This window comes from Mycobacterium sp. 1274756.6 (genome assembly GCF_001668625.1).
GTDB lineage: Bacteria > Actinomycetota > Actinomycetes > Mycobacteriales > Mycobacteriaceae > Mycobacterium.
This window is the reverse complement of record NZ_LZLJ01000012.1, coordinates 1-13,038: the sequence shown is the minus strand read 5'-3', so window position 1 is coordinate 13,038 and position 13,038 is coordinate 1. Positions and strand designations below refer to the sequence as shown.

The 13,038-nt window shown below is 70.0% G+C and carries 17 protein-coding genes; 14 read left to right on the top strand and 3 right to left on the bottom strand.

Going from position 1 to position 13,038, the window contains the following annotated elements:
• Nucleotides 1–699 precede the first annotated feature (699 nt).
• The 9 genes from A5643_RS01490 (at nt 700) to A5643_RS17980 (ending at nt 7,068) form a co-directional block, all read left to right on the top strand.
• Nucleotides 700–999 carry a hypothetical protein gene (locus A5643_RS01490; protein WP_197497611.1) on the top strand — a complete coding sequence of 100 codons (300 nt, stop codon included), beginning with the start codon at nt 700–702 and terminating at the stop codon, nt 997–999.
• A complete protein-coding gene (locus A5643_RS01485; protein ID WP_156628440.1) occupies nt 981–1,562 on the top strand; it encodes a relaxase/mobilization nuclease domain-containing protein in 582 nt (193 codons plus the stop codon). Before A5643_RS01490 ends, A5643_RS01485 begins: the two co-directional genes overlap by 19 nt.
• 50 nt (nt 1,563–1,612) lie before the next feature.
• Nucleotides 1,613–2,326 (top strand): hypothetical protein, encoded by a 714-nt coding sequence (locus A5643_RS01480; RefSeq protein ID WP_156628439.1) that lies wholly within the window; start codon nt 1,613–1,615, stop codon nt 2,324–2,326.
• A 14-nt stretch (nt 2,327–2,340) separates the two neighbouring features.
• Nucleotides 2,341–4,179: a type IV secretory system conjugative DNA transfer family protein gene (locus A5643_RS01475; protein ID WP_066851256.1), complete on the top strand. Its 1,839-nt coding sequence runs from the start codon at nt 2,341–2,343 to the stop codon at nt 4,177–4,179.
• Nucleotides 4,176–4,808, top strand: a complete 633-nt coding sequence (locus A5643_RS17985) for a hypothetical protein (protein WP_156628438.1) — start codon at nt 4,176–4,178, stop codon at nt 4,806–4,808. The genes A5643_RS01475 and A5643_RS17985 overlap by 4 nt, the downstream gene beginning before the upstream one ends.
• A 25-nt stretch (nt 4,809–4,833) precedes the next feature.
• Nucleotides 4,834–5,229 carry a hypothetical protein gene (locus A5643_RS01465; protein WP_156628437.1) on the top strand — a complete coding sequence of 132 codons (396 nt, stop codon included), beginning with the start codon at nt 4,834–4,836 and terminating at the stop codon, nt 5,227–5,229.
• A gap of 521 nt (nt 5,230–5,750) precedes the next feature.
• A complete protein-coding gene (locus A5643_RS01460; protein ID WP_156628436.1) occupies nt 5,751–6,173 on the top strand; it encodes a hypothetical protein in 423 nt (140 codons plus the stop codon).
• Complete coding sequence (locus tag A5643_RS01455; protein WP_066851252.1) at nt 6,170–6,736, top strand: recombinase family protein; 567 nt, start codon at nt 6,170–6,172, stop codon at nt 6,734–6,736. Before A5643_RS01460 ends, A5643_RS01455 begins: the two co-directional genes overlap by 4 nt.
• A 137-nt stretch (nt 6,737–6,873) precedes the next feature.
• Nucleotides 6,874–7,068 (top strand): hypothetical protein, encoded by a 195-nt coding sequence (locus tag A5643_RS17980; RefSeq protein ID WP_156628435.1) that lies wholly within the window; start codon nt 6,874–6,876, stop codon nt 7,066–7,068.
• Nucleotides 7,069–7,284: 216 nt separating this feature from the next.
• Here the strand turns inward: A5643_RS17980 and A5643_RS01450 are convergent, their stop codons facing one another.
• Together A5643_RS01450 and A5643_RS01445 are read right to left on the bottom strand one after the other, a co-directional pair.
• Nucleotides 7,285–7,590: a hypothetical protein gene (locus A5643_RS01450; RefSeq protein WP_066851261.1), complete on the bottom strand. Its 306-nt coding sequence runs from the start codon at nt 7,588–7,590 to the stop codon at nt 7,285–7,287.
• A 47-nt stretch (nt 7,591–7,637) separates the two neighbouring features.
• Nucleotides 7,638–8,270 carry an AAA family ATPase gene (locus A5643_RS01445; protein ID WP_066851251.1) on the bottom strand — a complete coding sequence of 211 codons (633 nt, stop codon included), beginning with the start codon at nt 8,268–8,270 and terminating at the stop codon, nt 7,638–7,640.
• A 123-nt stretch (nt 8,271–8,393) separates the two neighbouring features.
• Here A5643_RS01445 and A5643_RS18825 point away from each other — a divergent pair, with 123 nt between their 5' ends.
• The 5 genes from A5643_RS18825 (at nt 8,394) to A5643_RS17570 (ending at nt 12,598) form a co-directional block, all read left to right on the top strand.
• Nucleotides 8,394–8,525, top strand: coding sequence for a hypothetical protein (locus A5643_RS18825; RefSeq protein WP_286143627.1), 132 nt, complete (start codon nt 8,394–8,396; stop codon nt 8,523–8,525).
• Nucleotides 8,522–9,025: a hypothetical protein gene (locus A5643_RS01440; RefSeq protein WP_066851250.1), complete on the top strand. Its 504-nt coding sequence runs from the start codon at nt 8,522–8,524 to the stop codon at nt 9,023–9,025. The genes A5643_RS18825 and A5643_RS01440 overlap by 4 nt, the downstream gene beginning before the upstream one ends.
• Entirely contained in the window at nt 9,022–11,190 is a 2,169-nt protein-coding gene (locus A5643_RS17975; protein WP_156628433.1) for a hypothetical protein, read from the top strand. Before A5643_RS01440 ends, A5643_RS17975 begins: the two co-directional genes overlap by 4 nt.
• Before the next feature lie 80 nt (nt 11,191–11,270).
• Entirely contained in the window at nt 11,271–11,477 is a 207-nt protein-coding gene (locus A5643_RS01430; RefSeq protein WP_066851260.1) for a toxin-antitoxin system, read from the top strand.
• A 98-nt stretch (nt 11,478–11,575) separates the two neighbouring features.
• Nucleotides 11,576–12,598: a hypothetical protein gene (locus tag A5643_RS17570; RefSeq protein WP_082948655.1), complete on the top strand. Its 1,023-nt coding sequence runs from the start codon at nt 11,576–11,578 to the stop codon at nt 12,596–12,598.
• Here A5643_RS17570 and A5643_RS17970 read toward each other — a convergent pair.
• Nucleotides 12,578–12,856: a hypothetical protein gene (locus A5643_RS17970; RefSeq protein ID WP_156628432.1), complete on the bottom strand. Its 279-nt coding sequence runs from the start codon at nt 12,854–12,856 to the stop codon at nt 12,578–12,580. The two genes, A5643_RS17570 and A5643_RS17970, sit on opposite strands and share 21 nt — an antisense overlap.
• Nucleotides 12,857–13,038 lie beyond the last annotated feature (182 nt).

Sequence of the window (13,038 nt, the reverse complement as noted above, 5' to 3'; positions counted from 1 at the left end):
AGCACGCTAGGCGTGCTGGACAGAGCACACCTGACGGTGTGCCGGCGCGCCGCTGCGCGCCGGTCGGTGGGGGCCGCGCGCGGCACTCCTGGGGCGCGTCTTGTGCGGCGCTACGCGCGCACGACGACGACTGCCCCATCCGTGCCGCTTTATGCGGCCCCCACCTCCTTACGTCATGAAGTCTGTCAGACCGGACCCAATCAACAACCGGGACTGACAGACTTCACGACGTAGCAAGGTATGCCAAAGCTATATCGGCTACGCCGCTATATCTTTGGCCCTTGCCTGCGCCGCGTGGCGGCGCAGGTTAGGCTGTTCGCTATGACGCTCACAGCCGCAGCACCGTTGCCCCTATCGGGGCGTACCACGGTGCTGCTGTGGGGGCCTGCGGCCGCCCACTGGCGGGGCCGCGAGGGTGGCACCGCGGGCGCGGTTCTCGACGCCGCCGTGCGGGCTCTCGGCGCGCCGGGCTATCGGTGGCCGATCCCGGCCCCGGAACGTGGCGCGAGGGAGGCACTGGCGCGCGCCGGGACAGCGCTGAATACCGCAGTGCGGCAGCGCTACGTTCGAGGCGAGGCAGTGGGGGCTATCGCGGGCGCGGCCGGCGAGGTTGCCGCTAGGGCCGCGGCGGTCTGTGCTGGGGGTCCGACCGCGGCAGGCTCCCCAGCCGTGTTGTGTGTCGGGCGGTTGGATCGGCTGGTGCATGTGCGCATGGACCCGCGGATGCTGGCCGCCATGCACGATGCCGCGGCCGCCAATGGAATGCGATTGGGGGTATGGGTGCGCGACGGCGTGGCCGCCGCGCTCGGAGAGCACCAGGCCCGGCGGGCGGCCGAGGCCACCCGCGAAGCCCGTACGGTCGTCGGGCGAGTGGCCGGGCTCCTGGTGCAAGCCGGCACGGTGGCCGTCGACGATGCGGAGCGGCAGGCGGTGGGTGCGGCCGAAGATGCGCTGTCCGTGGCGGCCGAGAGACTGCGGTGGTGGGGGTCGGCGCGGTGATTATCAAGCGGACGCGAGGCGTTAATGCCGCGAAGGCGCTTGCCTACGACTACGGCCCAGGGCGCGCCCAGGAACATCACAATCCTCGTCGTATCGCGGGAACGGTGCCGGGGCGTGACTGGCGGGCGCGAGGCCGCGCTATGCAGGAGAAGCTGCGCGCCGATGGTGACACCCTGGCGGGAAAACGCGGGCGGGTCATCCGCCTGGCGGTGGCGGCCGCCCCCCAGGATCGGGTGCTCTCGGATCGTGAGTGGGCGCGCATCGCCGATCGCGTCGTTGGCGAGTTCGCGCGCACGGACTCCCACCGCTACGCATGGGAGGCCGTGCGCCACGACGACCGCCACATTCACCTGACCTTGCTGCAGCGCGGCCACGATGGACGCCTGATCAGCGAGTCCCACGACTACCGCCGGTTTGGACGAATCAGCGATGGCATCGAGCGTGACTTCAGCCTGACCCGTGTAGATCGGCGCGCCGGCATTGAGAAGCAGCAACGACGAGAACGCGGGCGCGCAGCCCGAGAGCAGCGACGCCGGGATACCGGGCGGGGGATCGAGCGGTGAGTGACGGAAACGAGCGCACCGGGCGGTACTTACCGGTTATGGAGCCGAAAATGGAGACCGCCGGCATGGCGGTAGTGAGCAGTGCTGTGGTGTTGATGGCCGGCGCGTGGTTGATGTCGGATAGGTGGGTTGCCGCCGCGGAGCGTAGCGGCTGGGTCGCTGCGCGCCCCCGCCCCTTTGTTGGGCACGTATTGACCGGATGGGGCTGGGCGGCGGCGATCCTCGCGGTGATCGGGGCGGGCGGCGCGCTCGCGGTGGCAGTGTGGGCGGCGCGGATGGGGCGCGGATTTGCGGGCGGGTGGACCGAGGCGGCGGTGCCGGTAGTGCCCGCTGCGGCGGCCCGCAGCGCCGCCGCGGCGGCGGCGGGGGTGGTGGCGTTACCGGTCGTGATCATCGCCGGGCTGGATGCTCCGGTCGGGCTGGTGCTGGCCGCGTTGGCCGGCTACGTCGCCGCTGAGTGCGCGCCCTCGGCGGTGCGTGCACTCGAGGTCCGCGCTTTGCTGCTGGCCGCGCTCGATCCGATCCTGGGCTGGCCGACCCCCGGAGGGTGGGGCCGGTTGCATCGCGTCACGATGCACGAGGGGCGGGTGCTGCGGGTGGAGGCCCGCTGCGGGCCCAACTGGACGCCTGGCGGGGTGGCGGCCGCGGCCGATTTGGCCGACCGCGAGCCGACCGCCGGGCTGGCCGGGATTATCTGGGGCTATGACGCGCGCCGGCGGCTGCTGATCGGCGTCGTCGAGGATCGACGGGAGGGGCGGGTATGAACCGACCAGGTGGTGTGGGCCGACAGATCAGCGAGGGCATGCTGATTGCCGGCGGTATGTCTATCGGCCAGGGGCTCGCCCGCGTGATGTCGTGGTGGTGGCTGATGCCGCCACTGACCGCCGCCTACCATCTGGGGGCACTGGCGGCGGTGCTGACCGCACACATTCCGTTGATTGTGCTGGTCATGTTGGCCGAGGCCGGGTGGGCCGGGCTGGCGGCCGCCAACGGGCGACGCGCTGGGGCACGTGACCGCAGGACCATCCAGGCTGCCAGCAAGTGGGGCGAGGAACAGCCGCACTTGCTCTCGGAGGTCCGCGGCCCCGCCGGCGGGCACGCCGGAGTGCTCGTACTGTGCTGGATCACCGCGCCGTTGCAGACCGCGGCGTATGCCACCGGCTACGGTCAGGCCCTCGACGGGGTGAGCACCGCCGACCTGCGTGCCGCGCACCAGCAGGCCACCGCGGCCAAACGGCCCGCGGAGGTCAAACCGACGCCGCGGCCCAAGGCATCAGCCACCACCACGACGGCGACGGAGCCGCCCGCCCCGGCCGTTGCGCCCCCGCGCCCGGCCGGGGCATTCCTCGGGTTCGATCCCGGTAACGGTGGGGCGGTGCGCGCCAATCCGCGTGGAGCCTGCTTGGTGATCGGACCGCCGGGTACCGGCAAAACTCAGGGCGTGATCGCCCCGAGCGTGGCCACCGCACCCGGCCCCGTCGTGTCCACCAGCATCAAGTGGGACGTGCTGGCCGCCACCGCCGCGGTGCGCCGCGAACGCGGCACCGTGTGGGCATTCGATCCCGGCGGTGGCGAGGACGACCTGCCCGAAGGTGTTAAGCGGGTGCACTGGTCGCCGCTCGACTCTGTATTCGACTGGGAGAGCGCGCTAATCGTCGCGGCCCGGTTGCGCCAAGCGTTGCCGGATGCGCATGACCCGGGCGGCGCGCACTGGCTGGACAAAGCGCAAGAATGGGCGGCAGTGCTGTTGTACGCGGCATCGCTGTCGGGCGTTGAGGATCTGATGCGTTGGTCTCGCCGGCCGCGGGCGGCCACCAAGGCGATCCGCGCGGTATTAAAAGACAGTCCCGGCCCCGATACCGATATGGCTCGGGACGCCTTGGCTGCGGTCGTCGATGACACCGAGGACCGCGAACGATCCAGTATCGAGTCCACCATGGCCCGGTTGTGGCAGGTCTACAAGCTGCCTGGTGGAATCCGTACCGCCCAGGGCACGAACTTCTCGCCAGAGAAATTCGCCGACAGTGATGCCGACACGCTTTATATCGCGGTGCCGGCGGAGCGCACTCAGGTCTATGCGCCCGCGGTCGTCGCCCTCATCGAGGCCATTAGATTTGCTCAGTACCGACGTCACGCGCGGCTCGAAAAATCGGGTGAGTCTTCCCCCCCAATGACTTTCGTTCTGGACGAGGCTGCTAATACGGCCCCGATAGATATCCCGTCCGTTTGCTCTGAGAGCGGCGGGCAACGCCTGCACTTGGTCATTGCGCTACAAAATTTGTCTCAAGCGCGGCACCGGTGGGGCCTAGAGCAAGGGGCGGGGTTGCTGACCATGGTGGGCACCAAGGCGCTGCTTCCCGGCATTGTGGACACCAACACCCTTGAGGCGATTTCGGTTGCCGTCGGCGATTACGAGCGCGGCCAGGTCACTGTCAGCGTCGGTGATGACGGGCGGCAGTCCACCAACTACGGCCAGCAGCAGCAGCGCAGCATCCCGCCGTCACGGATCGCGCGGCTGCAGGACGGCGCGGTGATCGTGGTCGAAGGAGCCCACCCCCGCCAAATCACTGCCGCCCGTTGGCATGCCGAAACAGACCGCATCATGGAGGCCCGATGAGCAGCGACGCGGATTTCTACCGGCGGCGCTGGATCGCCATCGCCGCCGCCTGGGCTATCGCCACTGCGCTCGTCATCACCTGGGCCGCTATCAGCGGACACACCGGCACAGTTCACGATCCCAAAGGCACCACCCCAGCGGGTGACCGCGGGATGCTTCCGACACCGATTACCGTCACCGCCGCCCCCCCCACCACCTCGACCACGCTCCCTGGGCCGAAACCTACCCGCTGGCCACCCACCACGAACAGCACGACCACTACGACCGCGCCTGACTCAGGCCCACTCCGCGCCCATTTCGAGAAAGTCGGACGCGGCCGCGCCAAGCTTCGACTCACCGAGGGATCGTGCCGCGACGGCGAATGGACCTATCAACGAGTCCTAGTGGACCGTCTTGAAAGTGGCGACGGAGAGGTCATGCCCGAGGTCTGCGCCGACGACGACGTGATGCCGATCATGGTGGAAGCCGAGTGCGATGGCCAAACACAGATTTACGGGGGGCGTGGCTGCATCCTGTACCGGGACATCGATTGGCCGGCTGGGTGGTGGCAGATCGCTACCAAGCAGTGCGGGTATTACCACTCGGTCGGGGAAACGATGCCCGACGGCTGTTTCGGCCGGCCGCGCTGACCCCAGTGCGGCCACCGTGGGGGAAGTGACCGCACTGGGGTCACAGAGCCGTATCCGTGATCATCAGCGCGGCGAGGAAATACAGCTATGGCAGCGGCGAATTAAGATGGCAAGCGTGATCAGGGCCGGTATTGGCGGCGTCGTCGTAGCCGCACTAGGGGCTGCGGCCGGAATCGCCCTGTGGGGCGTCTCGGTGGTCGCTTTGCTCGCTGCCGGGCTCTCCTTCTATGCCGTGAACACAGCGCTTCCGGTCGCCCTGGGGGTTGCCCTGCTCGCCGCGGCGCTGCTGTTCCGGCGCCATCGCCACAGCCTGGCCGCAGCTCGACAGCCGCTGGCCTTCGCCGCCGGGGCCGTGGCGATGCTGCTCTACCTCACCATCGGGGCCATCATCACCGTGCCCCACACCATCCTGCTCCCGTAGGTTTCTTGGGGAACAGGCAAGCTCTCTGCCGCGGCGCGCCGGCACATGAGGCAGATGTGTGTCTTTTTCGGCCGATATTGCGACACCGCGGCGACACCGCAGCCACCAGGCGCGATCAGCGCGTCGAGGTGTCCCACAAAGGGGTGTCTGTCTCATCCTGGCGAGCCGGGGGGTTTTGGAACAGGCTCCCGCCCGACCCTGGCGGGTCGGTTGGGTCCGAGATGTCGTACCCGACAGGCAGGATGATGGGCATGAGCTGGGCGCAGCGTCATCCCGTCATCGCCGGCATGGTCCTGTTCTGGATTGTGTGCATGTGCTGGGCCTGGACGTGGCTACCACCCGCCGCGGCCGCGGCGGGACTGTGTTGGTGGGCGGCGCGGCGATGCTACCGCCGGCGCGCGCGCCTACGAGCTGCAGCAGATCGCCAGCACGCCTGGTACCTCGCCGGTGATTCGCGCGGCCTGTACGGCGACTACCCGCCTCCCGCTGAATTGTCGTAGGCGGCGGGCAGCATGCACCCCATGAGCGTTCAAGCGACACCCACGGATACCGAGCTGGTCGAGCACCTGACCGATGGCCGCCGGCTCTTCGTGCCGGGCGGCCATCCTCACGGTCGTGACCGGCCCGCCTTGTTCACGCCCTACAGCCCAGTCGAGGTGAGCCCGCACCCGCTTAACCGGGCGCAGACCGCGGTGGTACGCGGCCGCATTCACGGCTTCGCGGACCGGCCGGGCTGGTGGGTCGCTCTCGCGCATTTGGCCCACGGCCGCGGCACGTGCGATCGCTGCGAGCGGGTGTGGGCGGAGTCGGCCGCACAGTGGGTCGACCTCCCCACCGCCGCGGCCCTGTTTGCGGCCATCGACATCGTGGCCCAGCAGCCCTGGGCCGAGGCGGATGCCCTACTGGTCCACATCGACGACCTGCCCGCGGCCTGGACGCGATGAGCGTCCTTGGCTATGCACGGGTCTCCACCGTGCATCAGAGCACGGATATGCAGGTGGAAGCGCTACGGGCCGCCGGCGCGGATCGGGTGTGGGTTGAGCGGGCGTCGGGTGGCCGGGATGATCGACCTGAGCTGGCTGCGCTGCTGGAATACGCCCGATCCGGTGATGTGCTCGCCGTGTGGCGACTGGATCGGCTCGGTCGATCCCTGCCGCACCTACTGAGCGTGGTCGAAGACCTCGACGCGCGCGGGGTCGAGCTGCGCTCGCTCACCGAAGCCATCGACACCACCAGCGCCGGCGGCCGACTCGTCTTCCACGTCTTCGCCGCGGTCGCACAATTCGAGCGGTCACTTGCCACCGAACGCTCCGCGGCCGGTGTCGCTGCGGCGCGCGCCGCCGGCCGACACCCCGGACGGCCCGCACTGCCCGACGCCACGGTATCCGCGGTACGGCAGCTCGCGGCCGCTGGCACGCCACGCGCCGATATTGCGCGCTCCCTGCGGATTTCGCGGTCGAGTGTCTATCGGGTGCTCTCAGACACCAGCCTCCCCACCCCCCTATAGGCCGATTGTCCGCGCCTCGGTGGGCTGTCAAGGCCGGAGCCGCGGCCGCGGTCGCCGTCCGGCGAGCCTTGACAGCCCACCGAGGCGAGCGGGAATGATGGCCCCTACGGGGGGCGGGGCGACCAGAAAGGACATCGATGACACTCACCAACGAGCTTGGCCCCTTGGCCCGCAAGGCCGCCGAGGCCACGCGGGCCGCAGCAGAGGCGGCCGAACTCGACACCCGGCCAACGAGCCTGGCCGGGCAGACGATTGCCGCCCGCATGGAAGCCTTCGAACTGGGGTTACGCGGCCGCGCCACTGAGCTAGGAGAACACCTGCCGGGGGGTTAACTCCCGGAGTCTTGGCCAATGACGGCCGTCATGGCCGCGTGATTCGCTAGATAATCCCGGTAGCCGGCTGCCCGCTCGGAATCGGTCTCGTAGTAGTCGCCGTACCGCTCAAGCCACGTCGCGTAATCGGCTGGTCCCTGCATAGCTCTATCCTGCACGCCGGGTACGACATCTCGGACCCAACCGACCCGCCAGGGTCGGGCGGGAGTCCCGTTTTTAGTGGCCCGTCGCGGCGATGTCGTCTCTGATTTGGTCCGCGAGTGTGGGATCTGAGAGCAGTCGGGATACGAGGGCGACGAGGACCTGCTGACCGGTCACGCGGGCGAGCCCTAGGTCTTCGGCGGCCGCCAGCTGCCATTGGTCGAGGCTGCGGTGCGCGGCAGGTGATAGGTCGACCGAGCGCCGCACATTGCGCTGCCGCACTGCGGATTGGGCGGGCTTTGTCGTGGGCTGGCCGGCATCGGTGGGCTTAGACCGCAGTCGCTCCGCGTTGGCTTTGATTCTGTCGGCGGTACTCACCATGGCCCGATCCTCCCTCGCGCGCATTTACGCATTTACGTATGTTCGCATTATCGTAGTTGCTGAGTGGTCACACTGAGCAGCTCGGCGGCGATGTCGCCATAGGCGCTGGCGGAGGCGGCGGTAATCGGCAGGCCGTAAGCCTGCGCGTATCGCTCTAGCCGGCCGACCGTGGGGTCGAGGACGTGCACGCCATCATCGGTGAGCAGCTGCCGGTATACCTCGGTGCTCGCGGCGTTGGGCACGGTGCGGGTCAACACCACTGCGAGCTCCGGCGGAGTGGCGGCTAGAGCCGCGGCGTCGTCGACGAGCTCGCGGATCGCGGGCATGCGTGCGTATTCCATGCCGGTGGGCGCGAGCGGCACCAGGACGTGGGTGGCTAGGCGGATAGCGGAGGCGACGACCCCGCGGCGCTCTTGCATCGGGGGTGTGTCAATGACGACGGCTTCGTAGCGGTCGCCCACGATGCCGGGCAGCTTGCGGTGCAGGTCGGCTACCGGCATCCCGATGACCGGTAGGGACCACTCCCCCGCCTCGGACCAGCCCAATAGGGATTCATTCTCGGCGTCGGCATCGACGCCGAGCACGCTCAACCCGGCCTCGGCCAGGGCGTGCAGCACAAACGCGGCAGTAGTCGTTTTCCCCGACCCGCCCTTGAGGTTTGCCACGACAATCACCAACACAACGCATCAGCCTACCTCATTATTTACGTATTTGCGCGTGTACGCACACCCATTTATGCGATCTTCCGCATGTTATGATTTGCACACTTACGTAAATACGTAAATGTGCGTTACTCTGGGCGTATGACTGAACTACCTAAATCGGTAGCCCGTCCCAAGACGCGGGCGCGCCGTATCCGCAATCGCATCGACCTGCTGCTGATCGCCGTCGTGTTCGGGGTCGCCGTGGCCGGCTGGCTGTTGGAGCTGAAATGACGACGCGCGTAGCGCTGATCATTGGCGGGGCGATTGTGCTGGCCGCGGTGCTGGTGGCGGGCATGATCTGGCTGGTAGGCACCGATGACCGGGCGGTCCCGGCCAGCCCCAGCACGTCGGTCGCTGCGCCGAGTACGGCGCAACCCTGGGTGCACGACGGGGTGGTCTATCCCTCGGGGAGCTGCACCGAGTGGCGGGCGGTGCAGCCCGATCTGAACGCGGTGCCGGTGCCGCCGGCGGACTGGACGCCGGCCACACCCGCGGGTCGCGAGGCGTTCGATGCGTGGGAGAGCGCTCTGCGCCCGATCTTGGCGCGGTTGAGTGAGCGCACGAAGCACCGTGATCCGGCCACCGGCCTGCTGCGCACGTACGTCGATCGCCAAGAGGACGCGATCACGGCGGCACAGTCGGCAGTCGAGGGCACCGGCACCTACGGACCGGCTACCGTGAGCGCCGTGCAGGCCGCGATGGCGCAGCTCGACGCTGTTTGCGGGCCATGATCGCGCGGCCGCCGACCGAACACGCCGACGCCATCTTGGGGGCGAGCTGGCCGGCGGGCAGCGGCCTGGAGGCGCTGCCCGCCGATCTGTCGGGCCGCGCTTTGGCGCTGTCGGGACTCGCGGCGCGGCTGACCGCGGTGTCCGAGGATGGTCAGGTCGGCGCGGAGCAGCTGCTCAACTACGGCCAAGGCGCATTCGCTGAGGCCGCCTCCGCCGCCTGGGTTAAGTTCTTCGCCTCGGTGGCCGTCCCGGCCGCCCAGGCGGCAGATTCCGCCGCGGCGTTGGAGTCATGGGCGGCCAGTGTGGGCGGGCTCCTCGCCGCTTTGTCTGAAATTGTGTGGCGCACAGAGGAACTGATCGAGGTTATACGCGCCGAAGCGGCGGCAAGTGGGGCGGACTCGCAATCACAGGTCCAGGCGCTCATCAGCGAGGCGCAAGGGGAAGTGACCGCGGTGGAGGCTGCAGTCATGGGAGCGATTGCCGCCGCCCTGCCGGCGTGGGCTGGCACGTTGGACGTGCCCGTTCCGGCCACGTTCGACGACGCGCAGCAGCGCGGCGTGCTACCTGCGCCACAGGAGGCCGCGCAGGAACCACCGCGCGGGGTGCTGCCCTCCCCACAGGAAGCGCCGGCCGAGCAGCCCAGCAGGGGCGTGCTGCCGGTGTCGCCGGCGGCATCCCGCGGTGTGCTTCCGGCTCCACGTGAGCCCGTCGCCAGTGATCCACCACCGGTGCAGCGGGTTCCGGCGGTGACCAGCGTGCAGCCCGCGCCCGCCACCCCGGCGGCTCCCACGCCCAGCACCGTGGGTACACCAGGCGGGCCACCGATGGGGACACCGCCACCGGCCGCAAGCGGTCCCGCGGTGGGGTCGGCGTCCAGTGCGACGCCTCCGCCGCCGGCGATACCGCCGACTCAGGCCAGCCCAGGATCACCACCGCCAGCCGCGCCGCCGCTAGCCGTGCCGCCGCCGGTCGTGGCGCCGGTGGTCAGTGCCGCGGTCCCGCCATTGGCGATCCCGAGCCTGGACAGCCCGCCGGCGGGCGAGGTCAGTCAGGATGAATCCGGGCTCACGCACGATCGGGCCGCGGTGCCGATGGTCGCCGCGCCGGCACCCCCGGCACCGGCCTCTCCGGTCGCGCCCCCGGCGACGGTAGCGGGACCGGCCACGGCGGTATCGCCGCCGGTCATGCCTCAGGTGCCCCCCACAGCGGTAGCCCCACCGGTGTCCGCTGCCCAGGCGGGCAGCGGACTGGTCCCGCCGCCGCCCATCCGGCCGGTTCCTGATCGGCCGGCGGGGTTGCCCGTTGTGGCCGCGGCTGTCGAGCGCGGTGCCGGCATCGTTCCGCCGCAGCTCCCAGCAGGCGGCGAGGTTGAGCTGCTGCACCGCATCGTGTGGGGGCTAGGCGGTGCTGGCCAGGTGAACTATGCCGCCGCGGTGATCGAAATCGCCGGCGGGCGGCAGGTGGTTTTAACGTCCGACCGCGGCCGCGGCTGGCTGCCGGCGGGCGCACTGGTGCCCGTCGCTGCAGTGAATCCGTGGACCCACCGGGCGGCAGCGGCGTGGATCGGCGTGGCCGATCCGGTGCGGGTACTCACCGAGTACGCCGCCGCAGTCGGTGGGGAGCTGGCCGCGGTGGTCGCCACGCGCGGCCAGCTCCCGGCCGGCGTGGCCGCGGAGCGGGCCGAGGCGCGCGAGGTAGCTCATGCCACGCTGACCGTGCCGACCTGCGGGCGGGTGGCCTGGCAAGCCGGCGACCTGGCGGCGACCGTCGAGCGTTGGCCGGCGCGCGATGATCTCCACCGGCAGGCGATGGGCTGCGCCTGGCTCGCGCACACCAGCGCACCCGACCCACGCGGCCGTCGCGCCGCCGTCCTCGACGCAATCTTTACGCGGCATCATGCGGGCATGCGCGGTGACCCGCGCATCGACGTGACCGGGTGGGAGCCGCTGTGGCAGCGGTGGAGCGCCGCCAGTGTGGCCGAGGCGCGCGCACGCTACGACGCGACGCAGGTGCCAGTGGGCGCGCTGGATGGCACCGCGGCCGCCGAGCACAGTCCCCAGCTGGCCGTGCTGCTGGCGGATGAGGCGACGCTGGCGCTGCGCCAGCCCGGCCCCGCGGCCCTTGAGGCGGCCCTGTACGCCGCAGCAATGTGTCGGGCCACGTAACGACCTCACGACGTTTTGGGTACGAAATGCACCGGCGTGTCGGCGGCCCGCTACCAGGTAGAGGCGGCAGGATGCGGGTTATGGCGCAACCGAATAAAGGTGATCGTCGGCAGATCACTCCGCGGCTCGCGGCCGAGGTGTACGCGGAGGTCCAGCGCCGCGCCCAGGAGCGCGGCATGAGCACCAGCCAGTACGTCGCCGACGTGATGGCGGATCACATTGGCCGGCCTGACTTGATGCGCGAGCTGAACCGTACCGAGGAGGAGGGGCTGCCGCTGGCGATGTGACCGCCGGGCCGGGCTGCCGGCCAATCACGACAGCTGAATAAAAAAGAACCCCCGCGGCTGGCACCGCGAGGGGTTCCGACCCCCGAAGGGGCGATGTCTTGCAGGACTCGTTCCACGGTAGCGCATGCGTGTATCAGTTTGGTACCGGCACGCGCCATCGTGACCAAAAATCAACGCCGCCGCGGCGGTGGATCGAGCGCGCGGGCGAGTGCCCGCGCACTGTGCCGGTGTGGACGAGCCGCGCCGGCTGGCTGACCGCGGTGCGCTGTTGGGCCGCCGACACGCACGGTTTCGACGCTGACCGGCGGGCCGCCGGGGTGTCGGTGGCGGCTCCCACGGTGGTCGCGGTCGCGGCCGTGATGGCCGATTACGCCGACACCGCGACCGGGCGGCATTGCGCGATCACCCGCGCGCGGATCGCGGAGCGGGTGTGCTGTGATCCGCGCACCGTGACAGCCGTGTGGCGGTTGCTGCGCGCCGCGCGGTGGGTCTACGAAGCCAGTCGCGGGCACGGCACAGACGGCACGCCGGCGCTCGGCCGGCGGCCCAGTGTGTACCACCTGGTGAGCCGCCGCCCGCCTGTGGATAACCGCGGTGTTTTCCACCTACCGCCGTCAGGCGGTTGTAGTTCTTCAACTCCCGTAAGTCTGTACTCACCAAGCGCGCGCCCGCGCGCGCCGCAAGTTCAGACCAAGCGGGGGAGGGCCTGGGGGCGCTGCGCGCCCCGGCCCTTGCCGCTGCAGCGGCTCGCTGCAGCGCTTGTCGCACGCACCCACGGCCTCGGCCACGGCCACATCGGGGCCGTGTGCGATGCACTCGCCTCGGCCGGGATCGACCCGGCGGACTGGACTGCGCGGGCGATCACTGACCGGCTCGACGCCGACATGGCCGCGACGGGCTGGTGCTGGCCGGACCGAATCGAGCGGCCGGGTGGGTTCCTGGCGGCGCGACTGCGGCGGCTGGAGTGGCGGCCCGAGGGGCCGCCACAAAAGGCCGGCGGCTACGCCGCCGACCGCCCGGACAAGACGGTTGAGGCGGTGCCGGTGCGGCCTGCATCAACCACGGTGCGTGCAGCAGCTCTAGCCCAAATTCGCGCGACGCTAGCGGCCCGACGAACCTGACCGGCGCGGGTTGCGGGTGCGCGGCGCGGTGAAGCCTAACTCTCTTAGTTGGGCGGCAGTGAAGAACCCGCGAGCGCGGATCGCCCGGTATTCGGTCGCGTAGGCGCGCGCCTCGGCTGCAGCTTCACTCCGTAGTTGCGCGGCCCGGTCGCGGTGGGCCGCCAGGCGTTCAAGGGCGGCAGTGGCCTCGGCCCGCAGCTCGATTAAAGCGGCGTCAATGCGGGCGCTGTAGGGCTGCGGGTTGTCCTGGTCGCTCATGGGTGCCAAGCGTAGCGGGCGCGGTGGGTTGCGGTTGTCCAGCACGCTAGGCGTGCTGGACAGAGCACACCTGACGGTGTGCCGGCGCGCCGCTGCGCGCCGGTCGGTGGGGGCCGCATAAAGCGGCACGGATGGGGCGCGTCTTGTGCGGCGGTACGCGCGCACGACGACGACTGCCCCAG

Coding starts and splice junctions, on each gene's coding strand:
- A5643_RS01480 (WP_156628439.1), top strand. CDS start 1,613: ATGGAGACCGCCGGCATGGCGGTAGTGAGCAGTGCTGTGGTGTTGATG.
- A5643_RS17985 (WP_156628438.1), top strand. CDS start 4,176: ATGAGCAGCGACGCGGATTTCTACCGGCGGCGCTGGATCGCCATCGCC.
- A5643_RS01460 (WP_156628436.1), top strand. CDS start 5,751: ATGAGCGTTCAAGCGACACCCACGGATACCGAGCTGGTCGAGCACCTG.
- A5643_RS01455 (WP_066851252.1), top strand. CDS start 6,170: ATGAGCGTCCTTGGCTATGCACGGGTCTCCACCGTGCATCAGAGCACG.
- A5643_RS17980 (WP_156628435.1), top strand. CDS start 6,874: ATGACACTCACCAACGAGCTTGGCCCCTTGGCCCGCAAGGCCGCCGAG.
- A5643_RS01450 (WP_066851261.1), bottom strand. CDS start 7,590: ATGGTGAGTACCGCCGACAGAATCAAAGCCAACGCGGAGCGACTGCGG.
- A5643_RS18825 (WP_286143627.1), top strand. CDS start 8,394: ATGACTGAACTACCTAAATCGGTAGCCCGTCCCAAGACGCGGGCGCGC.
- A5643_RS01440 (WP_066851250.1), top strand. CDS start 8,522: ATGACGACGCGCGTAGCGCTGATCATTGGCGGGGCGATTGTGCTGGCC.
- A5643_RS17975 (WP_156628433.1), top strand. CDS start 9,022: ATGATCGCGCGGCCGCCGACCGAACACGCCGACGCCATCTTGGGGGCG.
- A5643_RS01430 (WP_066851260.1), top strand. CDS start 11,271: ATGGCGCAACCGAATAAAGGTGATCGTCGGCAGATCACTCCGCGGCTC.
- A5643_RS17970 (WP_156628432.1), bottom strand. CDS start 12,856: ATGAGCGACCAGGACAACCCGCAGCCCTACAGCGCCCGCATTGACGCC.